The organism is Varibaculum cambriense DSM 15806 (assembly GCF_000420065.1).
GTDB classification, from domain to species: domain Bacteria; phylum Actinomycetota; class Actinomycetes; order Actinomycetales; family Actinomycetaceae; genus Varibaculum; species Varibaculum cambriense.
In genome coordinates this window covers 44,714-68,641 of sequence record NZ_ATUF01000006.1, presented here as the reverse complement: position 1 = coordinate 68,641, position 23,928 = coordinate 44,714, and the positions used below count along the sequence as shown (strand labels likewise).

Below are 23,928 nucleotides of genomic sequence, written 5' to 3'. Positions count from 1 at the left end.
TAGGTAGCAGAATCACTAGCCGCTTACCTCACCTCGATTATTTAGCGATTGCGAAAAGGCAATAGAATCGAGGTCGTGTTGCATTTGATCTATTTCGAGCCGCGGATTCCGGGAAACACCGGAGCTGCTATCCGTTTATCCGCCTGCACCGGCACCTTGTTACACCTGGTGGAGCCGCTTTGTTTCGATATGGATGACACTAAGCTCAAGCGCGCCGGACTGGACTACCACGACCTCGCACACGTGAAAGTGCACCCTAATCTAGAGGACGCCCTCGCCGAGATCCCCGGAAAAATCCATGCTTTTACCGGTCATGCGAAACTACACTTCCAAGAGGTTTCCTACGGAAGCGAGGACGGGCTGCTCTTTGGCCCCGAACCTACCGGACTGCCCGAGGAAGTCATGGCGCATCCTCGGGTTGCTGATTTGGTGCGGATCCCGATGGTGCCGCATCTGCGTTCTTTAAATCTAACCATTTCCGCTTCTATCGGCCTGTATGAAGCCCTGAGGCAAAACTCTTACCCAGATTTGGTCTAATTGCCATTCCCGGGGCGCAGCGGGGAAGAAACCAGCAACCAGATCATGGTCAGCACGGTTAAAATCGCGGGAAGATAATAGTAGGCCTGCCCCCAGTTAAATAGTAGCTGCGCGCTATCTAAATGCGGAGACGAAAACACCAAGGCAAATAGCACTAGCAGCAGGGTTTCGATCCCACTGAGTCCCCAGGCGACCAGGCGCATCCGCCGTCCATTATGAATCACCGCGATTGCTAGCACGATCCAATGCGCCACGTTAGCCAGTGACAACATGGCCAGCCCATAGCCGGCAGAACCCGAAGCTGGCAGGGTGGAAAACTCATGGAACAGAGCAACCACCGCAAATACCACTAAGCCCGCCATGAAGATACGCCCGACTCCCCAAGAGGCGGTGCGCGGATCTTTATGGGACTGCGGCGCAGACTCAGATGTTGACAAGTTCTTCTCCGGATTTTTGCGGTTGGTGTCTTTCGATTCTACCTGCACTAGTTGCCACTACCCCGCCCGCTGGCAGCGACCTCATAGAATAGTTTGTATTCTCCTTCACATTTTTTCGCCGTCTTGAGAAAGAGGGTTATTCATCGTGCGTTTACAGGCCAAAAATGAAACAATGTCTGCAGGTGTCTGTAACTGTGCGGCAGGGACAAGCCTCAAGTCTTTCCCGCCCGGTCATAGTCGGACATAACCGTGATTTTATCAAGGAGAACTTCACAATGACGAGCACCTATGACGTTGTAGTCTTGGGCGCGGGCAGCGGTGGATACGCTACCGCTTTACGCGCTTCTCAACTGGGAATGAAAGTCGCCCTGATCGAGGGGGACAAAGTGGGCGGCACCTGCCTGCACCGGGGCTGCATCCCCACCAAGGCAATGTTGCACGTGGCGGAAACCGTTGACGCCATCAAAGAAGCCTCCCGCCTGGGGGTTAAGGCCAGTTTTGAGGGCGTTGATATGCACGAAGTTGGCCGCTTCCGCGACAAGACCATTTCCCGCCTCCACAAGGGGCTACAGGGTCTGGTCAAATCCCGCAAGATCGACTACATCCAAGGTTGGGGTCGCGTCATCAGCCCCAACACCGTCCAAGTGGGATCGGAAACATACCAAGGCAAGAACCTGGTGCTGGCTACCGGCTCTTACTCCAAGTCCCTTCCGGGTCTAGAGATTGAGGGACGGGTGATCACTTCCGATCAAGCACTGCAACTTGATTGGGTACCCAACAAGGCAGTGGTACTGGGCGGCGGAGTTATCGGAATCGAGTTCGCCAGCCTCTGGGCCTCCTTGGGCACCGAAGTTACGGTAATCGAAGGGCTACCCCATTTAGCCAACAACGAGGACGCCTCCGTTTCTAAAGGCCTAGAACGCGCCTTCCGTAGCCGCGGGATCACCTTTAAGACCGGCACCATGTTCGATTCAGTTACCCAAACCGGTAACTCGGTGCAAGTTAAGACCCAGTCTGGTGACACTTTCGATGCTGACCTACTGCTGGTGGCGGTCGGGCGCGGTCCGCGCACCAAAGATATGGGATTTGAAGATATCGGGGTAAATATTGATCGCGGTTTCATCCCGGTAGATGACCACTTGATGACTAATGTTCCCGGCGTATATGCAGTTGGTGATATTGTTCCCGGTCTGCAACTGGCGCATCGCGGTTTCGCGCAAGGCATTTTCCTCGCCGAATACTTAGGGGGCCTGGATCCTGCGCCCTTGGTAGAGCACAATATTCCCCGGGTTACTTTCTGTGAACCCGAAATCGCTTCGGTCGGTTTAACCCAGAAACAGGCGGAAGACAAGTTCGGAAAAGACGGGGTGAAAGTTACCGAATATAACCTGGCAGGTAACGGTAAATCCCAGATTCTCGGAACTGGCGGCATTATTAAATTGGTGGCGCAAAAAGACGGGCCGATTATCGGCTTCCATGCCCTCGGCAAACGGGTGGGCGAACTGGTTGGTGAAGGACAATTGATGGTCAACTGGGAGGCTTTCCCGGAAGATTTGGCAGCTCTGGTTCACACTCACCCCACCCAAGACGAAGCGATTGGTGAAGCCGGAATGGCTCTTGCCGGCAAACCCTTACATTCCTAAAGTCCAGAAAGGTAGATTAATAACATGGCACAAGATATTGAGATGCCCGCTCTGGGCGAATCGGTAACCGAAGGCACGGTTTCTCGCTGGCTAAAGAAAGTTGGCGACCAAGTAGCAGTAGATGAACCCTTACTGGAGGTTTCCACCGACAAAGTTGATTCTGAAGTTCCCTCCCCAATTGCGGGAGTAATCACCGAAATTTTGGTGGAAGAGGACGAAACCGTGGACGTAGGCACGGTAGTTTGCCGGGTAGGTGCAGCAGACGAAGTGGGCGCGACAGCACCTGCCGCCCCGGCTGCTCCTGCGGCTGACGAAACTCCGGCTCCTGCGGCTGCCCCGGCTGCTTCCCCGGTTCCAGCGGCTCCGGCAGGCGGCTCGGCGCCGGCAGGTGGCGGACAGGCCGTAGAGATGCCCGCTCTGGGCGAATCGGTAACCGAAGGCACGGTTTCTCGCTGGCTGAAGAAGGTCGGCGACAAAGTAGCGGTAGACGAGCCGTTACTGGAAGTGTCAACTGACAAAGTCGATTCGGAAGTACCTTCCCCGATCGCGGGAGTAGTCACTGAAATTTTGGTGCAAGAGGACGAAACCGTAGATGTAGGTACGGTGCTTTGCCGCGTCGGCGATAGCGCTGCAGCTCCAGCGGAAACTAGTGTCCCCGCAGCCCCGGAAGCTTCAGCTACTCCGTCTGCTCCGGCAGCCCCTGCTGCGCCCCCGGTACCGGCGGCTCCTCCTGCCCCCAGCCTGCCGGAGAACCCGGCAGAACTTCCGGGCGCGGGGATTCCTTCCTCCATTAAGCGCGAAGGCGACCATCACGTGGTTCAGTGGGCATACCCGCAGGTGCATACCGGATATCCGGGAACCATGACCGCACGGGGACAGGTAGTACCGCCCTCCGATAACGCTCCGGCAGTTCCGGCAGCCCCGGCAGCTCCCCCGGCTCCCAAAGATGTGGAGACCCCAGCCGCACCGAAGCCACCGGCAGCTCCTCCGGCTCCCGCGGCGCCTAAAGCACCAGCGGCTCCGACACCTCCAGCTGCTGCTCCTAGCGCAAAGCCGGCAGACAAGCCACAGGCAGCCAAGCAGGTAAGTGGCGGCTACGTGACTCCGATCGTACGCAAGCTGGCGCGCGAAAAGGGCGTAGATATTTCCACCCTTAAAGGCAGTGGCGTAGGCGGACGGATTCGACGCGAGGATGTGCTGGCAGCTGCGCAAAAGCCGCCAGCAGCGCCGGCGGCAGCTCCGGAAACGCCTGCAGCTGCGCTACCTCCAATCCAGCCGGCGCAAGAACGGGGCAAGACCGAGAAGCTTTCACGGATGCGCCAGACTATCGCCAAGCACATGATGAACTCGCTAGCCTCTACCGCCCAGCTGACCACGGTGGTCGAGGTGGACGTTACCCGGATCGCGAATCTGCGGGCGCGCGCCAAAGACTCTTTCGCGCAGCGGGAAGGCACCAAGCTGTCCTTCTTGCCTTTCTTTGTGAAAGCGGCCGTGGAAGCCCTGAAGGCGCACCCGAAGATCAACTCGCGGGTAAATGACGAAACCAACGAAGTCACCTACTTTGATCACGAGAACGTAGGCATCGCGGTGGACTCGGAGAAGGGTCTGATGGTGCCAGTGATCAAGAACTGTGGCGATCTGACGATCGCGGCGATTGCCCGCAAGATCAACGAGCTAGCCGCGAAAGTTCGCGACGGTTCTATCAGTATCGACGAAATGTCTGGGGGTACCTTCTCGATTACTAACACCGGTTCGCGTGGTGCCCTCTTCGATACTCCGGTAGTTAACTACCCGGAGGAAGCGATTTTGGGACTCGGAACTATCGTGCGCCGGCCAATGGTAGTGAAAGATTCCGAAGGCAACGACACCATCGCGGTGCGTTCCCTGGTATACCTGGCACTGTCCTATGACCACCGTCTAATCGATGGCGCCGATGCCGCTCGTTACCTAACTACGGTAAAGAAGCGCCTGGAAGAAGGAGACTTCTCCGCCGAAGTGGGAATGTAAAGCCTCTCGAAAAATAAAAAGTTAATAGTCCCGATAATGTTCTTTGGCTCCGGTTTCCCCGGAGCCAAAGAACATTTTTATGCCGTATTTTCCCTGATGAACAATAAGCAGCATCGCTATTACCCAGAGAATTTAATACCCACAAAAAACGGGATAGTCCCGCATCAACAACCGCAGTTACATTCCAAAAATATCGGGGGGACGCTTGGTAATCTGCTGAAAAATCATGCGTGCCTGATTGTTTTGGTAACGGATCCAAATCCAAGACTGCACCGAATCTGAATCAAAATAAATCACTTGGGCAGTGTGGGTACCCAGTTCGCGCACTTCAACTTCCGAGGGCGAAGGAGGATCTTCCGCGAGCAGCGCCGCCGCCTCCGTACTAGAAATTGGGACCCCCAGTTCCCCGATCGACATGAAATCCGGATGCATCAATTCCCTAATTTTTACCCGGTCAGCACTGGCGCAATACTTTTGAAAACGCAGATCCTCGTCTCTTACTACCTGGGTGATAGAGCGTAAATTGGCGGCGGCTCCCCGTGCCGGAGAGCCCAATCCCCCAACGGCAACCGGCCCCGAAATGGGGCCTTCCCGCCACGAAGTTGCCGGCTCCGAGCCTCGGTTGGAGCAGGGAAACTTGGTTACGTTATCGGGAACATCTTGCTTGTTCTTCGGCTGCGGCACTTCGCTTACCACTAAATTCTCGAGATTCTGCTGGTAATGGCCACTGAGCAATTCGGGGTTAACCCCGGGACCTAGGTTTACTTCTTTGCCGTCCCGATGCGCATAGACCACTTCGCGGGCATAAATATGTGCCTGGGTTAGCAGCGCTTGTTCCTTAGACCCCGCACAGGCTACTTGCAAAGATTTACCCTCTAGAAAATGATCAATATTGCGAATAATCGAAAGATCAGTAACCGGCATCCCATCGAGTTTGCGCCAGTCATTACTGCGCCATTGATGCCGCCAAGTTTGCAGTACTGCCGCCACGTATTCGGAAGAAGTGAAAATAACCAACGGTTCGTTAATCTGGTGGCAGCGCCGCACAAAAGAAAATACCGCTCTAAATTGGGCTTGCGTTATCGATGCGGAATCCTCTACGTACCCGCATGCCCAATTATCTTGGTCAATCACCCATGCCCAACCTACTAGGTTAGCTTCTGCAAGCATATAGGCGTCAACTGCAACGGTTAAAGTCACGCTGATATCTTTTCACATTTACTAAGAGATTGCTTACTGCTTGCGGAAATTTGTCCTCAATGGGAATTATTTTCCGGTTTGAGCCGCCCCGAAAGTAATTGACGAGCCTGCCCCGCCAAAACTACCGAACCAAAAATCACGATCCCCACCGCGTCAGCCGGAAGATTTCCTTCTTCTGTTAGGGAGACCGCCTGATCTACTGCATCCAAAAGATTGGGCGCCGCGAAGGTTTGCTCGCTCCCAAATACTTCTCCCGCGATTTTTGCCAGTTCCACCGGTTCCATGGCGCGTTCGCCCTCCATCGGCAAAGTCACTACCGCGTCCAGCATCGGCTCCATTTCCGCGAGGATCCCTTCCACGTTTTTATCGCCCATCGCCGAAAAAACGCCTACTACTTTTTGGAACCCGAACGCATCCTCAATCCCGGATCTAAGCGCCGCAGCTCCTGCCGGGTTGTGTGCCGCATCGACGATAACTGTAGGAGAGCCTCCCAAAACCTCGAGGCGCCCGGGAGAACGCGCGGCGTCCAACCCCGCTGCCAGCACTTCCTCAGAAAGGACTTTGCCTGCTCCCAGTGCCTCTACGGCCGTTATTGCCAGGGCAGCGTTAACCGCCTGATGATTACCAAAAAGTGGCAAGTAGAGATCCTGATAGCTGGCTGCCGGGGTGGTGAGGGTAAACATCTGTCCCCCGACCGCCATTTTCTGCTCACTAACCGTGAAATCTTCTCCGTAAAGACGCAAAGTCGCATTTTTCTCCCGGCAAACTTCGCGGATAACCTCGAGAGCTTCTGCTTCTTGCGGCCCGCAAATAACCGTGGCACCCGGCCGAATAATCCCCGCTTTTTCCCCGGCGATTTCCGTGAGCGTACTCCCCAACCATTTTTCATGATCAAAAGAAATCGGACAGATCACCTGCACCGCGCTATCGAGGACATTGGTGGAATCCCAGCGTCCCCCCATCCCCACTTCGATTACGCCCACGTCGATAGGAGCGGAAGCAAAGGCTTGGAAAGCCAAGGCGGTTAGATATTCGAAGAAAGAAAGACGGCCTTGACCGGCACTTTCGCCCTGTTTATCGGCGAGGGCGATAATCGGTTCCACATCCTGATTGGCTTGCAAAAACGCCTGGGGGCTGATCGGTTCCCCATCAATCGAGATTCGCTCCCGAACGCTCACCAGATGCGGAGAGGTAAAACGCCCTACCCGCAGACCTTGGGCACTTAGCAGGCTGTCAGCAATCCGCGCGGTAGAGGTTTTTCCGTTGGTGCCGGCTATATGCAAACTGGGATAAGACAGCTGCGGATCCGAAAGATAATCGAGGGCACGCTCGATCCGGGCCTTAGTCGGCGAAATCTTATATTCGGGACGCCGAGAAAGGATCCGGGCATAGACTTGCGCCACCTCGAAATCCGCTTGCAAAGATTCATCAGAAGTAGGCGAATCCATTGCCATGGCGGGCGTGGAATTATCGCGGCTATTTTCTGGGTTTTCTTCTTCCGGCGCAGTTTCCGAACCTACGATCTCCTCGGGCAACGCGATTCCCCCCGCTTGTAGGGCTGCCCGCAGGCGCTCGCTATCCTGCTGGTCTGCCAAGTTGTCGCTGATGGGCAAATCTATACGTTCTTCGCGATCGGCTTCCGCCAGATAAGGCAGCAGATCGGGATCGATCCCTCCGCTGGCGCCATGAGCTTTCTTCGCAATCTCTTCGTATGGGTTAACCTGCCGCTCTTGACCGTCTTGATTATGCACTTGCTCCCCCTTTTTCAGCTCATATCCTACTGAGGGCGCGCCCGCCCTCCCAACTTTTAAGCCCTTCGCTGCTAAAACTGTCCGGTTTCTACTTGCCCGAAACAGCAAAACGTCCCTAACTCCAGTCGTTTAACAAAATAGATGTTAAATAAAACAGTAAAACTGTTGTACTTTTGGTTTTTCTTAGTTACCCTGGAATTGTCAGCTTCCACATTCAAAGGAGAATGCCAAAAATGACTAAAGAAAAGCACCGCCTGTCCGAAGGACCCCTGGTGGTAGCGATAGACTCTTCAACTACCTCTTCCAAAGCTATTTTGGTAGATGCCGCCGGTACCGTATGGCATACCGCCAAACGCAATATCCAGCTCCACACCCCCGCTATGGATCACTACGAACATAACCCTTTACGCTGGTGGGAAAGTGTTTACGCTGTTATCGGCGAGGTGCTATCCAAGATTAGCGCCAAGGATCGCGAACGGGTAGCCGCCATCGGCATCACCCATCAACGCGAATCCTTCGCCCCCTTTGATAAAGATGGTCGCCCCCTACGTAACGGGATTTTGTGGCTAGATGGGCGCGCCACCGACCAGATCCGCAAATACGGGAATGAACACATTCATCAACTTTCCGGTAAACCGGCTGGGGTTACCCCCGGCATCTACAAGATGGCCTGGGTTAAAGAAAACGAACCCGAAGTTTTCAAAAACGCCTACAAAGTGGTGGAAGTCCACGGTTACATTGCCTTCCGCCTGACCGGTAAATGGGTATCCTCGCAAGCCGCTACCGATTCCCTCGGTCTATTCGATGTCCAAAAACGCGACTATGCTCCCGAGCTGTTAGAAATCGCTGGCGTAACCCGCGAGCAGATGGCCGATCTGGTAGAACCGTCCAAACCAATGGGAACTCTCATGCCGGATCTGGCCGCCGAATGGGGAATTAAAGAAGTCCCGATTATCGCCGGCCTGGGCGATGGACAAGCCGCCGGGATCGGCGCTGCGGCCACCAGCCCGGAAATAGCGTTCCTCAACCTGGGCACCGCGGTAAACGCGGGCGTAGAATCCCCGGAGTATCGCTACGACCCGGTATTCCGCACCCACGTGTCTGGAATCCCCGGAAACTACGTATTCGAAGTACTCCAGTCCTCCGGATCCTACCTGGCCGGTTGGTTTAGGGAAGCGCTTGGTGACCCGAAACTGCTAGGCGAGCCGGATCCCGCCCTCGATGATGCTGCCTCTCAGATTCCGCCCGGCTGTGAAGGCTTGATCACCTTGCCGTATTGGAATGCGGTACAAAGCCCCTACTGGGATTCGGTAGCTCGCGGGGCAGTAGTTGGCTGGCGCGGCACCCACTCTCGGGCTCACATGTATCGTTCTATTTTAGAGTCGATCGGCTTCGAAATGCGTTTGAACCTGGATTCGATCGAAAAGGGTACCGGAGTCAAACTCGAAGGACTGCGCGCCATGGGTGGGGGTACCCGTTCGAGGCTGTGGCGCCAGATCATGTCGGATTGCACCGGTTTGCCGATTACTGTTTGCCTCGAAGATGAAATTTCAGCCCTGGGAGCTGCAGTACTGGCTATGGCCTCTACCGGGGTCTACGGCACCAATGACGTGGCCACCGCCGCTGGCAAGATGGCACACTATGGCGAGACCATTGAACCGAATATGGAGCTCCACCAGCGCTACCAGGAAGTAGCCAGCGTGCAGCGCAAACTTTATCCGCGTTTGCAAGACATTTTCGAAGATTTACATGACTTGTCGCGCAAGTATCCATCCACTAGGCCCGAGTCCCCAGCGGCCGAGCTATAAGAGAAAAGAGGAACAATGAGTGTTATTACTGTTCTAGGGGCGGGCGCTATGGGCTCTGCCCTGTGTACTCCGGTTGCCGATGCGGGCTGGGAGGTACGCCTGTGGGGAACTTGGTTAGATGACCATCTACTGGATGCAGTTGAAGCCGGAAAACCCCATCCGCGCACCAAGGAGCCCTTGGCTAAGGGAGTAAAAACCTATCGAAGTGACCAGCTCGCTCAAGCCTTGGAAGGCGCTAACGTGGTGGTCATGTCGGTGGCCTCTACCGGAGTCCCTAAGATTACCGAAATGGCGCTGGCAGGAATGGCGAAGGCTGATGCCATCTGGCTGACTTCTAAAGGGTTCTGCCCCGATGAAAAAGGAATTATTGAGCAGCTGCCCACCGCTATTCGCCGGATCGCAAAAGAAAACGGCTACGACCAGCTGCCCCCGATCGTAGCGATCGCCGGACCGGTTAAAGCCAATGAATGCGCGGGCCGCAAACCCACGGCCACCATTTTTGGTTGTAAGGATCTGGCAGTAGCCAAGAAATATGCCACCGCAGCATGCACTGAAAACTACGCTATCGAATACAGCGATGATGAAGTCGGAGTGGAGATTTGTGCCCCGATGAAGAACGTGTATGCGATCGCCCTGGGGATTGCCGATGGTCTAGAAGAGGCCACCGGTATCCCCCACCACAATCTGAAAGCCGCCACTTTCACCCAGGCGGTCAAGGAAATGTCTCTATTGGGGCAGTCGCAAGGCGCCAAGATGGAAACTGCTTTCGGCCTGCCGGGGGTTGGCGACCTAGAAGTTACTGGCCTTTCGGGGCGTAACAAGGTCTACGGGGTGCGTTTGGGACGAGGCGAAAACCCCAAAGAGGCGCTCGCGGAAATGGATCGCCTGGAGCAAACCGTCGAAGGAGTTCCAGCAGCTGGCTTGGCCGCCAAGTTCGTGGAGCAACACGCTAGTGAAATCAAAGACCAGCTGCCGCTACTGGCAGCAGTAAACCAGATTCTAGAATCTGAGGATCTGCCGGTTAAGGATGTAGTAGCGAAAGCGGTGCTACCTCGTGCCTGAGAGCACTAAGTCCACTCCCGCCTCGCGCCAACAGCTGATTTTAAAGCAGGTGGCGCGAGGCGGTGCGGCGCGCGTAGAAGAGTTGGCAGCAGAGCTGGGCGTTTCGGAAATGACGGTCTACCGCGATATCGCCGAGCTGGAAAAGAGCGGTTTAGTGCAGCTAAACCGGAAAGAAATAACCGCGGTTGAGTCTTCGCTGATCGAGGCCTCGGCGCGCTTGCGAATCGCGACTAACGCTCCGGTAAAATCCAAATTTGCCCGGTTATCGCGAAAATTTTTGCGCAGTGGCATGTCGCTGGCCTTAGATGATTCCTCCACGAATCTTCCCCTAGTGGAAAATTTAGAATCCCTGGCTCCGCTGACGGTGATTACCAATGCCGAGTTCCTGGCGCAACGGATACGAGAGCAAAAGGGAGTACGCCTGATCTTATTGGGAGGTACCTACGAAACTTGGGCAGATGCTTATTTTGGAGATTTAACTGAACTAGCAGTCAGCCAACTCAACATTGATGTTTGCATCATGTCTGCCACTGCTATCAATCACGGTTATTGCTTCCACCCCGATCAGCAAGTGGCGAAATTTAAACGGGCGCTGCTAGCTGCCTCGCGGCGCAAAATACTGGTGGCTGATGCTTCTAAGTTCCGGCGTTCTGCCCTGTTTAAAGTAGGTCCCCTCAGCGACTTCGATACTGCGATTATCGATGGGGATACCCCGGATTGGGCACACAACGAACTCAAAGATAGCGGACTCGAAGTGCTAGTCGCAGATTAATCCGCCTAGTCTAAAAAATAAGTTTCCGCCGGCAACTAGGGGTTGCCGGCGGAAACTTTTTACTGTGCAACCCTTTTATGCCGTTACCGGATGCACCGCAGTAATATTAATCTTCACCGCATCGTCCGATCCGGCCTGGACTTTAAACTCCGTAGCCAACACTTCGTGCGCGATCATCTGCGCATGAGTCTCTACGCTTTGAACTCGCTCTGCCGGCACTTCCAGCACTAGCTCAATGCGATCAGAAACATGCAGATCCTGGGATTTACGCTCATCTTGGATAGAGCGCACCAAGTCGCGGGCATAGCCTTCGGCTTCCAGCTCGGGGGTGATCTCGGTATCCAGCACCACCACCGCGCCATCGCCCAAAACTGTGGCCACCTGACCGTCAGCAACTTCTACCGTAGTTGACAGCGAGAACTGGTCTCCGCTTAAAGCAACCGGTTCGCCGTTAACCAGTACCTCGGGGAATACTACGTTTTCGCCCTCTTCGCGCCACTGACCAGTTTTTTGGGCCTTAAATAGTTGGGAAGTGGCTTTGCGAATCTCGGGGGCGAAGGCTTTGGGATTCAGCTTCAACTGCCGCTGCAGCTGCAGGCCAGACTCACTAAAAGCTTGCAACACCACTTGCTTCACGTTTACTTCCCCGGCGATCAATTCCGAGAAATCTGCCAGCTTTTGGCTAGCATCATCTACTACTGTTAGGGACTGCAGTGGTTGACGCACCCGCAAGTTATGGGTTTTACGCAGCGAATGGGTAGCCGAAACTACTTCCCGCACCATATCCATAGCGGATACCAAAGCCGGATCATCCACCGTATCTGGCATTACCGGGTAGTCGCACAGATGCACCGACTCTCCCCCGGTCAGTCCCCGCCAGATTTCTTCGCTTACGAGCGGAGCTAGCGGTGCCATCACCCGCATCAACACCTCTAGGCAGGTGTAGAGAGTGTCGTAAGCCGCGGCCTCCTCGTTCCAGAAACGATCCCGGGAAGTACGCACGTACCAGTTAGTGAGCAAATCCAGATGTTCGCTGACCGCATCGCAAGCGCCCGGAATATCGTAACTATCCAGCAGCTCCTTGACATTTAGTGCCAGGTTGCGGGTGCGTGCCAGCAGATACCGATCCATAACTCCCAGCTGCTCGAGGGTCTTCGGATCCGCTAGCTCCAAGGCTTTAGCCTGGTAACCAGCACCTTTATTGCAAGAACCAGCGTACAGAGCGAAGAAGTAATAAATGTTCCATAGCGGCAAAATAACGTGGCGAACCGTATCGCGGATCCCCTCGCTCTTTACCACCAGGTTTCCACCCCGCACTACCGGAGAGGACATTAGGAACCAACGCATCGCATCCGAACCGTAAGTGTCGAACACTTCATTCACGTCCGGGTAGTTGCGCAGCGACTTCGACATTTTGCGGCCATCATCGCCGAGCACAATCCCGTGAGACACACAGGAAGTAAATGCCGGGCGATCAAAGAGCGCCGTCGCCAGTACGTGCAGCAGGTAGAACCAGCCGCGGGTTTGCCCGATATATTCCACGATGAAATCGCCGGGATAGTGATCCTCGAACCACTGCTGGTTTTCAAACGGGTAATGTACCTGCGCGTACGGCATGGAACCGGAATCGAACCAGCAGTCCAATACGTCGGGAATCCGCCGCATCATCGATTTACCGGTGGGATCATCTGGGTTAGGACGCACCAAAGTATCAATAAATGGCCGGTGCAAGTCTTTAACTTCCACCCCGAAATCTTTTTCCAGTTCCGCTAGGGAGCCATAAACATCTACGCGCGGATAGTTGGGGTCATCAGATTTCCAAACCGGGATAGGGCTACCCCAAAAACGGTTACGCGAAATCGACCAGTCGCGGGCTCCCTCGAGCCATTTACCAAACTGTCCATCCTTAATATGCTCCGGCACCCAGTCGATCTGCTGGTTTAGCTCCACCATCCGTTCGCGGAAGTCAGTCACTTTCACGAACCAAGAGGAAACCGGTTTATAGATTAGGGGTTTGCGGCAACGCCAACAGTGCGGATAAGAGTGCACGAAGGACTGCTGGCGCACCAGCACCGCCCGTTTTTCTTTCGGGGTGCGCGCCAAGGGGCCTTGATCGTCCTCGTTACCGAGCCGGAAGTCGCGAATAATCTGTTTATTGGCATCGAAAATCTGCATGCCCTGATAATCGGGTACCTCGGCGGTGAACAACCCGGCATCATCCACCGGAGTGACGGCATTAATCCCATTGGCGGTCAGCAGGATCATATCGTCCTCGCCGTAGGGAGCCTGGTGTACCAAACCAGTACCGTCAGTAGTGGTTACGAAGTCCGCTGCCAGTACGTGATAGGCCTTTGCGCCCGGAGTTTCGCCCTCGCCCAGCTGGTCTTTAAAGTAATCAAAAATCGGTTCATAGGAGCGTCCTACCAGCTCTGAACCGGGGTATTCGGCCAGAATGCTAGGATCTTCGCCCAGTTCCTTAGCGTAGGCAGGCAAAAGATCACGCGCGATAATAACTTTTTCCCCGGCAACCGGCGACTCTAAATCCGGGTCTACCTGCACGGTTACATAGGTGATTTCCGGTCCGACTGCGATTGCCAGGTTAGAGGGCAACGTCCAGGGAGTGGTGGTCCATACCAGTGCCAGTTCCCCGGTTTCCAGGCGGAGCCCCACGGTCACCGTATTGTCTTGACGATCCTGATAAATATCGTCATCCATTTTCAGTTCATGGTTAGACAGTGGAGTCTGATCGTTCCAGCAGTAGGGCAATACCCGAAAACCTTCATAGGCGAGCCCCTTGTCATAGAGCTGTTTAAACGCCCAGATCACTGACTCCATATAGTTAACGTCAAGCGTCTTATAGTCGTTATCGAAATCCACCCAGCGCGCCTGACGGGTAACGTACTCTTCCCACTCTTTGGTGTAACGCAGCACCGATTCCCGGCAGGTCTGGTTAAACTTTTCAATCCCAATACCATCCGGGCCTTCGATCTCGGATTTATCCTCAATCTTTAAGATGCGTTCCGCTTCCAATTCTGCCGGCAGACCGTGCGTGTCCCAGCCAAAGCGCCGCTCCACCCGGTGACCTTGCATGGTCTGGTAACGTCCCACCACATCTTTTACATAACCGGTCAGTAAATGCCCATAGTGGGGCAAACCGTTAGCAAAAGGAGGACCGTCATAGAATACAAACTCGTTAGCCCCCGCATCTCCGGCCTCTCTTTGGGCAATCGACTTGCGGAAAGTGTCGTTCTGCTTCCAGTATTTCAGGGTCTGTTCCTCTAGTTGGGGAAAAGACGGATTGGCGGAAACATCGCCATCTTTATGCCGCGGATAGTAGCCCACGTTAAACCTCACCTATTTCGAGCTGTTACTGCCAGTGCCGGGACGAAGGCTTTCCAGCCCCGCGGTACCACCCCGCTTCGCCCAAAAATCTGGGCCTCATTAACTGCTGTTACGGGCTTACCCGTCTGGTTCTACTGCCTGCATCCAGGGTTCTTCCAGAAGCTCCTCGGTGATAGCCGGATCAACGCCACTTGGCAACAGCATAGCGGGTTTAACTTTCTCAGGTAATTTTGTCCGCGCTAGGATAAGAACAGTTGGCATAAATCACTTTCTTCAGGAGGACGCATGGCCAAGTTAGGGGTTATCGGGGTTGGCGCAATGGGAGGCGCGATTGTGCGCGGGCTAATCGCCTCCGGACAGCTGCCGGCAGCAGACATTTTAGCTTTCAACCGTACCCGGGAGCGGATGCACTCCCTCGAGGACGAGTTTTCCCTGCCCGTAGCCCCGGATGCTGCCACCGTCGCTAAGCAGGTAAAATACCTGCTGCTAGGGGTAAAACCCTATATGATCGCCCCTCTGCTGGATGACTTAGGCGATGCCCTCGCCGCGAAACCGGTAGTGATCTCAGTGGCTGCCGGAAAACCTATAGCTACAATTGAAGCGCATTTACCGGAACAAACCCCGGTGGTACGGGTAATGCCCAATGTGAATGCCCAAATCAACCAGTCCATGTCCGGGATTGCTGCCAACCAGTACGTTAGCGAAGAAGCCCTAGCGGAAGTCCGCGCCATGTTTGATGCCATTGGTAAAACCGCGCTGGTACCCGAAGATCATTTCGCTGCCTTTGCCGCGCTTGCCGGGTGCTCCCCGGCCTGGATTTACCGTTTAATTGATGCCCTGGCGCAAGCGGGGGTAGCCCACGGCTTTAAGAAAGAGGAAGCTACTCGGATAGTGGCGCAGGCGGTAGCCGGTTCGGCACAAAACGTCCTCGAAAATCTGCCTCAAGGTTTAAACCCGCAGGCCTTAGTGGATCAGGTGTGTTCCCCAGCGGGTACCACGGTAGCCGGCCTGTTAGCTATGGAAGATGCCGGTTTTTCGGCGGCCGCTCGTGCCGCGGTAAATGCGGCAGTAGCCCGGGACCAGGAACTATCGGCGTCCTAAAGTAATCACGTTTTGCGCTAAAACCTGCGTTAAGATAGAAGCAGTTAGCATTTTGAGAGTCAATCTCAGCTAGCCGCTGCAAAACAGGAGGTAAGGATGACCACTCCAGGACACGAAGATAATCAGGGGATGTGTCTTTACATAGTCCTGTATGACTATGACCCTAAACTAGTGGGACTCAAAAGCGAGATTCGTGCCAATCATCGTGCCTTTATGCGCCGACTAAATAGCCTGGGCACGGTACTTTCTACCGGCAGAACCGCCACCTTGCATGAACAGGGCTCATTGACCATTATGCTGGCTCGCGATGCGGAAGAAGCTAAGCAGATTCTAGCCGACGACCCCTATGCGCAAGCGGGGATCGTGAAATCCATGACCGTACGGGAATGGTCGCCCGTAGTGGGAACTTTCGCCGACTGTTAAGCCGGCTGTGCTCTGCCCGGTATCTTGGTTTTGTGACTAGACGGCAACGGTTAAGTAGATTCTTCGATCCCTTTATCCTTTCCATCCTGGTTATTTTGGTGTTGGGGATTTTAATCCCGGTACCTGCGGTGCTGGTCAATGCCCTAGGCTATTTAGGGAACGTCCTAATCGTGCTGTTGTTTTTTCTTTATGGGGCGCGCCTATCTACTAAAGAAATTTGGGAAGGATTAAAGAACTGGCGCTTACAAGGCGCGGTTGCGCTTTCTACCTTCGTACTTTTCCCGCTACTGGGAATAGCGATGCACCCACTGGATTTGAAGCTCCTGGGACCAGTATTCGCCCTGGGAACCCTCTATCTAACTTTACTGCCCTCTACGGTACAGTCCTCGGTAACCTTTACTTCTATTGCCGGAGGCAATATCGCAGGCGCAGTTTGCTCGGCTACGATCTCTAATATCGCCGGCATTATTCTCACCCCTGCCCTGGTGTTTGTGGTCATGGGCAGAGCCAGCGGAATCGAGGCCACGCGGGTAGTAAATGTGTTATTGCAACTGTTACTACCCTTTGTGTTAGGGCAGCTACTTCACCGGTTTATCGGCAAGTGGTTAAATACGCATCGCGCTCTAACCAAAGCCACCGATAACGGCACTATTTTGGCGATCGTAGCCTCATCAGTTTGCGGGGCTACTGCCGGGGGTCTTTGGCAAAAAATCTCGGCGCAGCAAGTGGGATTATTACTACTGCAATGCCTGATCGTATTGGCCATTATGCTCACCCTCACTTGGAATTTGGGTCGCTGGATATCCTTAAACCGTCGCGACCGCATTGTGTTACTAATGTGCGGATCCAAGAAATCCCTGGCCACCGGACTGCCAATGGCAGCCATTATTTTTCCGCCTGCTACGGTAGCGGCAGTGACTATCCCGGTAATTGTATTTCACCAATTCCAGTTAGTAGTCTGCGCAGTTTTGGCGCGCCGCCTGGCCGCTAAGCCCGCCTAATCTGAGCGACAAAGGCAGGACATAAACTTGCCGCCCCTACCAGAGCAAAGCCCGGTAGGGGCGGCATTAAGGTTTTTACCGCGTTTAGCCTTCTTCGTCCTCCGGAACAAAGTCAACGCCGCTTTCTTTACGCTGCTCGGGCGTAATCGGAGCCGGAGCATCAGTGAGCGGATCGTAGCCACCCCCGGACTTGGGGAAAGCAATCACGTCGCGAATCGAATCCGCGTGGGTCATCAAAGACACGATCCGATCCCAACCGAAAGCGATTCCGCCGTGGGGAGGCGCGCCATATTTGAAGGCGTTCAGCAAGAACCCAAACTTTTCTTGAGCCTCTTCTTCCGACAGCCCCATGACCTTGAAGATACGTTCTTGCACGTCACGGCGGTGGATACGGATGGAGCCGCCTCCGATTTCGTTACCGTTTAGCACAATATCGTAAGCATAGGCGAGGGCGTTCCCCGGGTCTTCCTCGAAGCGGTCAAGCCATTCCGGCTTGGGAGAAGTAAAGGCGTGGTGTACCGCGGTCCAAGCAGAAGCTCCCAGCGCCACGTCCCCTTCCGCCTTGGCAGCTGCCGAGGGCTTAAACAGCGGGGCATCCACTACCCACACGAACTTCCATTCATTCGGGTCTAGCAGATCGCAGCGGGCACCGATTTCTAGGCGGGCGGCCCCCAGCAGGGCGCGAGCCTCATCGATCTTGCCGGCACCAAAGAAAATGCAGTCGCCCGGTTTAGCTCCGGTTGCCTCCGCTAGGCCTTCGCGTTCGCTATCAGTCAGATTCTTGGCTACCGGTCCGGAAAGGGTGCCGTCCTCTTCTACCTTTACGTAGGCCAGGCCCTTGCCGCCACGCGAACGCGCCCAATCTTGCCATTTATCGAAAGTACGTCGCGGCTGAGAGGCGCCACCCGGCATCACTACTGCGCCCACGTATTCCGCGTTGGCAAACACCCTAAAGGGGGTGTCTTTAAAGTATTCAGTCAAGTCAGTTAGTTCTAGACCAAAGCGCAGATCCGGTTTATCAGTGCCAAAACGCGCCATGGCATCGGCGTAGGACATATGGGGAATCGGGGTTTCGATATTGACATCAATCAGCTTGAAGATGTTGGTCAGCACCTGTTCAGCTACCTCGATAACGTCTTCTTGCCTTACGAAACTCATCTCCACGTCCAGCTGGGTGAACTCGGGCTGGCGGTCAGCGCGGAAGTCCTCGTCCCGGTAGCAGCGCGCAATCTGGTAGTAGCGCTCCATGCCGGCCACCATTAGCAGCTGTTTGAACAGCTGGGGAGACTGCGGCAAGGCATACCAGGAGCCGGGGGCTAGACGCGCCGGTACCAAGAAGTCCCGCGCCCCCTCGGGAGTGGAACGGGTCAAAGTCGGAGTTTCAATCTCTACGAAGCCCAGAGAATCTAAAGTATCGCGAGTGACTTTGGATACCTTAGAGCGCAGACGCAAACGGTTTTGCATCTCGGGACGACGCAAGTCCAGGTAGCGGTATTTCAGACGTGCGTCCTCACCAACTTTCCCGGAATCCTCGGCGTGTACCGAAACTTGGAAAGGCAGCGCGGCTGCCGGGTTGAGTACCTCAACTTCATCGGCATAAACCTCAATTTCGCCAGTCGGCAGTTCCGGATTCTCATTGCCCTCCGGACGGGGATGCACCTTGCCTTTGATCCGCAAAACATATTCACTACGCAGCTCATGGGCGATTTTTTCGTCATGGATAACTACCTGAGCTACCCCGGAGGCATCACGCAAATCAATAAAGCAAACACCTCCGTGATCGCGGCGGCGATCTAGCCAACCCGCTAGTTCTACTGTTTGTCCCACCAGGTCGCGGTTTAGAGTTCCCGCGTCATGCGTTCTGAGCACTGCTATTCCTTTCCTCATGTAACTGTTAATAGTTTAGCCTCCCGCGCCAGTGGGAGGGATTTCCTGCCGCTCTAGGTGGCGTGATTCACTGGCTGGGATTTCTTCACTTGCCTGCTACCTCCGGTAACGTTAAAGCGAATGATATTTAAGCAGACAGGCATAAACATGAGCGAAATAGCCGCGGGGACCAGTGCGTCCTCTTTGGAAACCAATCCCAACTTTGAAACCGGGGAACTAGACCTAGAGGGCAGCTTCGATACCCACGAAGCAGACGCCGCTACAGCCCAGGGATCCCCCGAAGAAACGACTTTCTTTTCTGACCTAGGGTTACCGAAAATTATTTTGGACACCTTAGAAAACATGGGATTTAGCGAGCCCACCCCGATCCAGCGGCAAGGGATTCCCCCGTTGATGGCGGGACGGGATGTAGTAGGGATTGCGCAAACTGGAACCGGGAAAACCGCGGCCTTCGGGCTGCCTATTCTGTCTGCATGTGACCAAGCCGGACAGGTTCAAGCCCTAATTCTGGCTCCTACCCGGGAGCTGGCTGCCCAATCAGCTACTGCCCTTACCGAATTTTCTCGGGGAATGAAACTAAAGGTAGTGGCGGTTTATGGCGGCGCCTCTTACGGACCGCAGATTTCGGCTTTGCGAGACGGCGCCCAAATCGTGGTGGGCACTCCCGGACGGATCATGGATTTAATGGAGCGCGGGGAACTCGATTTATCGGCACTCAAGTTCTTCGTCCTGGACGAAGCAGATGAAATGCTGCGGATGGGATTTTCCGAGGACGTGGACCAGATCGCTAGCGGCGCTAACCGCGACGCCATCCGCGCCCTCTTTTCCGCCACTATGCCTCCCGCCATTAAACGGATTGCGGAGCGGCACCTATCCGATCCAGTTGAGATTTCAATCGCGCCCCAATCTTCCACAGTGGAGACAGTAAATCAGACCTATGCGGTAGTGCCTTTTAAATTCAAATCCGAGGCTTTATGCCGCGTACTAGCGCTAAGTGAGGCCGCAGCTTCCATCGTGTTCGTGCGCACCCGGATCGATGCCGAACAGGTGGGGACCGAACTTCAGAATGCCGGATTCTTAGCCGCGGCTATTAGTGGAGATGTAGCCCAGGCAGAGCGGGAAAGGATCGTGGCACGCCTGCGCGAAGGCACCTTAGATGTACTGGTAGCCACCGATGTAGCTGCGCGCGGCCTCGATGTCGAGCGCATCGGGCTAGTAGTCAATTACGATGTGCCGCGAGAAGCCGAAGCTTATGTGCATCGCATCGGTCGCACCGGAAGAGCCGGACGCGAAGGCACCTCGCTAACCTTCTTTACTCCCCGGGAGCGCCCTCGCAAACGCGTAATTGAAAAACTTACCGGTGAAAAAATGACCGAAGTTTTTATCCCCTCTCCCGACCAGGTAGCGCAGGCACGCGCGAATCGGATGACCGAACAGATTGGCCGGCGCCTCGAAAAAGGAGAAATGGAAGTCTACTATGACGCGATCCAAGATCTGGTAGTGGCAAAAGGAATGGATATTGGGGACGCCGCTGCCGCCCTCCTAGCTTTAGCGAGTGGGGATTTTGGACCCGAAAAACGCAAATTGGAATTCCGAGTCCGCCGGGAAGAAAAGGTCGACGAATTAGGGCGCTTCATCTCCGCCAGTTTCGAAGAAGGTCGCGAAAATGAAGGAAGCAAGAGCTCCCGCGCTAAGGGGTCAGCCCGCCGCCACTTCTCCTCCGGTTCTTCTCGACGCTACCGAGTGGAAGTAGGACGCCGGGACCGGGTAAAACCCGGGGCCATAGTGGGGGCAATTACCGGAGAAGGCGGCCTCAAAGGTGGCGACGTGGGGCATATAGATATCCTGCAAAGTTTCTCGTTAGTAGAAATGGCTCGCCCGCTTTCCCCCGAAACCATTCGTAAGATTGCTAAAGCTCGAGTATCCGGACGTACCCTGCGGATGCGCGAGGACGAAGGCCCCGGTAAACACAGCGGTAAAAAACACGGTAAAAAACGCGACTTTAAGCATAAACGACGCGGTTAGGAATTTTCTGTTCCCACGGAACATCCCGGTCACTGGTTTTCCGGTAAATGGATTTCAGGCTGCTGGTGATTTGCCCGCCCCGCTCCGAAGGGGATTGCCCCAGAGCTTAGCGGTTTATCCCGCCAGGCAGCTGCCCGCCGCCACCAATTGCTCTTGCGTAGTTTCCAAATTAACTTGGCCTTTAACTTTTACGTCTTCAGCAAAGGTAAAGGGGCCGGTAACTTTAAAAGCGGTCGCCTCCCGCAGCGAGGGCACTCCGTGCGGGAAACGCGCTTCAAAATCAGAGATCTTCTTAAAGAAGCGGGAATCCAAATCCACTGCTACTTCTTGATCGCTGATTTTAGCCAGGTGATAGTTAGCGTCCAGATCATAGAGATCAGAACGCAACAAAGTCAGTTCATTAGTGGTTTTCACCGGGAGAAAGCGACTACGCGGCACCAAGATGGCAGTCGCTCCCTTAAAGGAAGCAATCGCTGCCCCCATGGCGGTTTCCATTTGAATAACTGCCGGGCTTTCGGGATCGGCAGGGTCAACGGTCTTGTGATTGGCGATTAAGGGTAGCCCCAGCACCGCATTATTTTCTACCAGGGCATCCCGCAATTTAACCAGGTCAAACCAGAGATTATTAGTGTGAAAGAAGGGGTGGCGATGTTCATCGGTGAAGTAATCCATCTGCTCCGGCGGAGTCTGGGCAGTATCCCGCAAAATCAATTGTCCATCTAGCTTGCGGATCGCTAAATGCCCACCTTTGCGGTCATTGATAGTGCGCACGCAAAGCTCAGCCGCATAGGGCGCTCCGCTGGCCGCAAACCAGCCCGCGATCTGGGCATCCGGGGTAGCCCCCAAATTATCGGAGTTAGAAGTCATCGCATAGCGGTAACCCGCCGCGATCAATTTATCTAACAATCCGGAACCATAGAGGGCAGTATAGATATCGCCGTGACCAGGCGGACACCATTCTAAAGAGGGATCCTTTTCCCAAGACACCGGGGTTAAATCATCGGCGCGTAGCTTCGGTTCTTGATTCTGTAAAAAGTCCAGCGGCAATCCCGCAACTTCAATTCCCGGGTGGCGTTGCAGCGCCGCCAAAGTGTCAGCCTGGGTACGGAAAGAATTCATGAAAATTAGGGGCAGGCTTACCCCGTATTCCTTACGTGCGGCCAGCACCTGCTGGCAAATAATATCCAGGAAGCTCAGACCCGCGCGCACCGGTAATAAAGACTTAGCTTTATCCATCCCCATGGAGGTACCTAGTCCCCCATTGAGCTTTATCATCACGGTTTTAGCTAAAGCAGCCTGCCCCTGCTCGGGACTAACCTGGTTGGCTTCTAAGCGATCCACGCTGGTGAGCGGGGATATCGTTTCCTCGGGAATAAAACCGGTATGTTCGCCCTCTAAGACCTGGTAGTAGTGGGAAAAGACCGAGATGGCGGCGGGGCTAACCCCGGCTTGCTCCATTTTTTCAACTGCCTGGGCTAGTCCCGCTTTGCTCATCACAGTCCTCTTTCTTGACGTTAACAGCTCCTAAAAGGACTCTACCTGCTTGAGCCAAGCTTCACGGGCTTTTAGTGACTCTTGAAGTTCTGCCGCTTTTTTACTATCCCCATCCGCTTCTGCCTGAGCAATCTCCGACTTAATCTGGTCGATAAGACCTTTAAGCTGTCCTGCCATGCCTTCGGCGCGCGCCTTGGTTTCCGGGTTTGATTTACGCCAGATTTCCTCTTCCAAGTTGCGCAGGTGATCCTCTACCGCACGCATCCGCCGTTCCACGCGATCAATATCGGCGCGCGGAACATGCCCAATTTCGTCCCATTGCTCTTGTAGGGGACGCAGCCGGGATTTAATTTCCTCTACGTCGGTGAGCTCTTTGAGGGCTTCTGCCTTCACCAAAAGAGCTTCTTTCTTGGCGAGGTTCTCCCCTTCTAAGGCATTGACAGCTTCGTTTTGAGCATTACGAGCATCAAAGAACTGCTGTTGCGCCCGGTGGAAGCGTTGCCAGAGGGCGTCATCTTCCCGGCGGGAGGCACGTCCTGCCGCCTTCCAGCGGGTCATTAAATCCCGGTAGGCGCGGGCGGTCTCGCCCCAGTTAGTGGAATCGGAGAGGGCTTCGGCCTCGGCAATAAGTTTTTCTTTCGCTGTCTTCGCTTGCGCCTGCGTGGCATCTAGTTCGGTAAAGAATGCGCGGCGCTTCTTGTCGAAGGTGGAACGAGCCGCTGCAAAGCGTTTCCAGAGTTCATCTTCTATTGCCCGGTCAATCCGCGGCCCGGCATGCTGGAGACGTTTCCACTCGTCCAGCAAGTCTCTTAACTCTTGACCAGAGTGCTTCCACTGGGTACGAGCAGAATCTTGCGCGGCGATTTCTTCGGCCCGCACCACCACTTGTTCGCGATTTTTACGCGCCTCTTCCTTGGCTTCCGCCCGCTGCTGAGCAGCCTCTTCTTTGCGCTTATCGGCTTTTTCCTGCAGCTTAGCAACTTTTTCCCGCAAAGCCGGGAGATCACCGACTGCAGCCGGCTCGCTGACCTGTTCGCGCAGTGACTTCATAGTCTGGTCAATCTCGCGTTCGGCCAGCCGGGGCAGTCGCTCCGCAAACAACGATATTTGGGCGGCAATATCCAGGTAGCGCCTGACGTAGATATTCAAAGGATTCTCGGGAACTTCCGCCGGGAACTGACCAATCTGGCGTTCAGCTTCCCCATCTTTAACCCAGACGCGCCCCTCTGCATCAACGCGTCCAAAAGGCAAGGCTGCCGAAAAATCAGGGGTTCTTACCGGAGCTACCGGTTTATTTTCCCTGGGTAAACGAATCTTCCCCGGGGTGGGAACGGGTTTGGGCTTGGGAGCGGTATCGGGCTGTTCAGTCACTAATTTTTCCTTAAATCAGTTATTTTAGCGGCTAGGATTAGCCGCCTGCGCGCGGAGCTGATTGCTC

18 protein-coding genes are annotated in these 23,928 nt (G+C 54.7%); 10 read left to right on the top strand and 8 right to left on the bottom strand.

The window, feature by feature from the left end; genetic code table 11:
- Positions 1–75 precede the first annotated feature (75 nt).
- On the top strand, positions 76–537 hold the full coding sequence (locus F605_RS0108335) for a tRNA (cytidine(34)-2'-O)-methyltransferase (protein ID WP_022865424.1): 462 nt from the start codon (positions 76–78) through the stop codon (positions 535–537).
- Here F605_RS0108335 and F605_RS0108330 read toward each other — a convergent pair.
- On the bottom strand, positions 534–974 hold the full coding sequence (locus tag F605_RS0108330) for a hypothetical protein (protein WP_156005355.1): 441 nt from the start codon (positions 972–974) through the stop codon (positions 534–536). The genes F605_RS0108335 and F605_RS0108330 overlap by 4 nt on opposite strands.
- A 275-nt stretch (positions 975–1,249) precedes the next feature.
- Here F605_RS0108330 and lpdA point away from each other — a divergent pair, with 275 nt between their 5' ends.
- Together lpdA and sucB are read left to right on the top strand one after the other, a co-directional pair.
- Positions 1,250–2,617, top strand: a complete 1,368-nt coding sequence (gene lpdA, locus F605_RS0108325) for a dihydrolipoyl dehydrogenase (RefSeq protein ID WP_022865422.1) — start codon at positions 1,250–1,252, stop codon at positions 2,615–2,617.
- 24 nt (positions 2,618–2,641) lie between these two features.
- On the top strand, positions 2,642–4,624 hold the full coding sequence (sucB, locus tag F605_RS0108320; protein ID WP_022865421.1) for a 2-oxoglutarate dehydrogenase, E2 component, dihydrolipoamide succinyltransferase: 1,983 nt from the start codon (positions 2,642–2,644) through the stop codon (positions 4,622–4,624).
- 177 nt (positions 4,625–4,801) lie between these two features.
- Here the strand turns inward: sucB and F605_RS0108315 are convergent, their stop codons facing one another.
- Together F605_RS0108315 and F605_RS10595 are read right to left on the bottom strand one after the other, a co-directional pair.
- Complete coding sequence (locus tag F605_RS0108315; protein ID WP_022865420.1) at positions 4,802–5,824, bottom strand: RNase H family protein; 1,023 nt, start codon at positions 5,822–5,824, stop codon at positions 4,802–4,804.
- Positions 5,825–5,880: 56 nt separating this feature from the next.
- Positions 5,881–7,575 carry a bifunctional folylpolyglutamate synthase/dihydrofolate synthase gene (locus tag F605_RS10595; protein WP_022865419.1) on the bottom strand — a complete coding sequence of 565 codons (1,695 nt, stop codon included), beginning with the start codon at positions 7,573–7,575 and terminating at the stop codon, positions 5,881–5,883.
- A 233-nt stretch (positions 7,576–7,808) separates the two neighbouring features.
- Here F605_RS10595 and F605_RS0108305 point away from each other — a divergent pair, with 233 nt between their 5' ends.
- The 3 genes from F605_RS0108305 to F605_RS0108295 are packed head-to-tail and all read left to right on the top strand — an operon-like array spanning position 7,809 to position 11,217.
- Positions 7,809–9,383 (top strand): xylulokinase, encoded by a 1,575-nt coding sequence (locus F605_RS0108305; protein ID WP_027723722.1) that lies wholly within the window; start codon positions 7,809–7,811, stop codon positions 9,381–9,383.
- A gap of 15 nt (positions 9,384–9,398) precedes the next feature.
- Positions 9,399–10,445 carry an NAD(P)H-dependent glycerol-3-phosphate dehydrogenase gene (locus tag F605_RS0108300; RefSeq protein WP_022865417.1) on the top strand — a complete coding sequence of 349 codons (1,047 nt, stop codon included), beginning with the start codon at positions 9,399–9,401 and terminating at the stop codon, positions 10,443–10,445.
- Positions 10,438–11,217, top strand: coding sequence for a DeoR/GlpR family DNA-binding transcription regulator (locus F605_RS0108295; RefSeq protein ID WP_022865416.1), 780 nt, complete (start codon positions 10,438–10,440; stop codon positions 11,215–11,217). Before F605_RS0108300 ends, F605_RS0108295 begins: the two co-directional genes overlap by 8 nt.
- 75 nt (positions 11,218–11,292) lie before the next feature.
- Here the strand turns inward: F605_RS0108295 and ileS are convergent, their stop codons facing one another.
- Both ileS and F605_RS11435 read right to left on the bottom strand, forming a co-directional pair.
- The gene (ileS, locus tag F605_RS0108290) at positions 11,293–14,559 is read right to left on the bottom strand and encodes an isoleucine--tRNA ligase (RefSeq protein ID WP_022865415.1); all 3,267 of its coding nucleotides are present in this window, start codon (positions 14,557–14,559) and stop codon (positions 11,293–11,295) included.
- 117 nt (positions 14,560–14,676) lie between these two features.
- Positions 14,677–14,820, bottom strand: a complete 144-nt coding sequence (locus F605_RS11435; protein WP_156005351.1) for a hypothetical protein — start codon at positions 14,818–14,820, stop codon at positions 14,677–14,679.
- Between the two features lie 24 nt (positions 14,821–14,844).
- On the opposite strand from F605_RS11435, the gene proC reads away from it, so the two are divergent.
- The 3 genes from proC (at position 14,845) to F605_RS0108270 (ending at position 17,084) form a co-directional block, all read left to right on the top strand.
- Positions 14,845–15,660, top strand: coding sequence for a pyrroline-5-carboxylate reductase (gene proC, locus F605_RS0108280; RefSeq protein WP_022865414.1), 816 nt, complete (start codon positions 14,845–14,847; stop codon positions 15,658–15,660).
- A 96-nt stretch (positions 15,661–15,756) separates the two neighbouring features.
- Positions 15,757–16,083, top strand: coding sequence for a YciI family protein (locus F605_RS10590; RefSeq protein WP_022865413.1), 327 nt, complete (start codon positions 15,757–15,759; stop codon positions 16,081–16,083).
- A 32-nt stretch (positions 16,084–16,115) separates the two neighbouring features.
- The gene (locus F605_RS0108270) at positions 16,116–17,084 is read left to right on the top strand and encodes a bile acid:sodium symporter family protein (RefSeq protein ID WP_022865412.1); all 969 of its coding nucleotides are present in this window, start codon (positions 16,116–16,118) and stop codon (positions 17,082–17,084) included.
- Positions 17,085–17,168: 84 nt separating this feature from the next.
- On the opposite strand, the gene aspS is transcribed toward F605_RS0108270, so the two are convergent.
- A complete protein-coding gene (gene aspS / locus F605_RS0108265; RefSeq protein WP_022865411.1) occupies positions 17,169–18,953 on the bottom strand; it encodes an aspartate--tRNA ligase in 1,785 nt (594 codons plus the stop codon).
- A gap of 165 nt (positions 18,954–19,118) precedes the next feature.
- Here aspS and F605_RS10585 point away from each other — a divergent pair, with 165 nt between their 5' ends.
- Positions 19,119–20,996 (top strand): DEAD/DEAH box helicase, encoded by a 1,878-nt coding sequence (locus F605_RS10585; protein WP_022865410.1) that lies wholly within the window; start codon positions 19,119–19,121, stop codon positions 20,994–20,996.
- Between the two features lie 114 nt (positions 20,997–21,110).
- Here F605_RS10585 and F605_RS0108255 read toward each other — a convergent pair whose 3' ends face one another.
- Both F605_RS0108255 and F605_RS0108250 read right to left on the bottom strand, forming a co-directional pair.
- Positions 21,111–22,490, bottom strand: coding sequence for a UTP--glucose-1-phosphate uridylyltransferase (locus F605_RS0108255; RefSeq protein ID WP_022865409.1), 1,380 nt, complete (start codon positions 22,488–22,490; stop codon positions 21,111–21,113).
- 30 nt (positions 22,491–22,520) lie between these two features.
- Positions 22,521–23,861: a DUF349 domain-containing protein gene (locus tag F605_RS0108250; protein ID WP_022865408.1), complete on the bottom strand. Its 1,341-nt coding sequence runs from the start codon at positions 23,859–23,861 to the stop codon at positions 22,521–22,523.
- Between the last annotated feature and the right edge of the window lie 67 nt (positions 23,862–23,928).

Coding starts and splice junctions, on each gene's coding strand:
- sucB (WP_022865421.1), top strand. CDS start 2,642: ATGGCACAAGATATTGAGATGCCCGCTCTGGGCGAATCGGTAACCGAA.
- proC (WP_022865414.1), top strand. CDS start 14,845: ATGGCCAAGTTAGGGGTTATCGGGGTTGGCGCAATGGGAGGCGCGATT.
- F605_RS10585 (WP_022865410.1), top strand. CDS start 19,119: ATGAGCGAAATAGCCGCGGGGACCAGTGCGTCCTCTTTGGAAACCAAT.
- F605_RS11435 (WP_156005351.1), bottom strand. CDS start 14,820: ATGCCAACTGTTCTTATCCTAGCGCGGACAAAATTACCTGAGAAAGTT.
- F605_RS0108255 (WP_022865409.1), bottom strand. CDS start 22,490: ATGAGCAAAGCGGGACTAGCCCAGGCAGTTGAAAAAATGGAGCAAGCC.
- lpdA (WP_022865422.1), top strand. CDS start 1,250: ATGACGAGCACCTATGACGTTGTAGTCTTGGGCGCGGGCAGCGGTGGA.
- F605_RS0108300 (WP_022865417.1), top strand. CDS start 9,399: ATGAGTGTTATTACTGTTCTAGGGGCGGGCGCTATGGGCTCTGCCCTG.
- F605_RS10590 (WP_022865413.1), top strand. CDS start 15,757: ATGACCACTCCAGGACACGAAGATAATCAGGGGATGTGTCTTTACATA.
- F605_RS0108305 (WP_027723722.1), top strand. CDS start 7,809: ATGACTAAAGAAAAGCACCGCCTGTCCGAAGGACCCCTGGTGGTAGCG.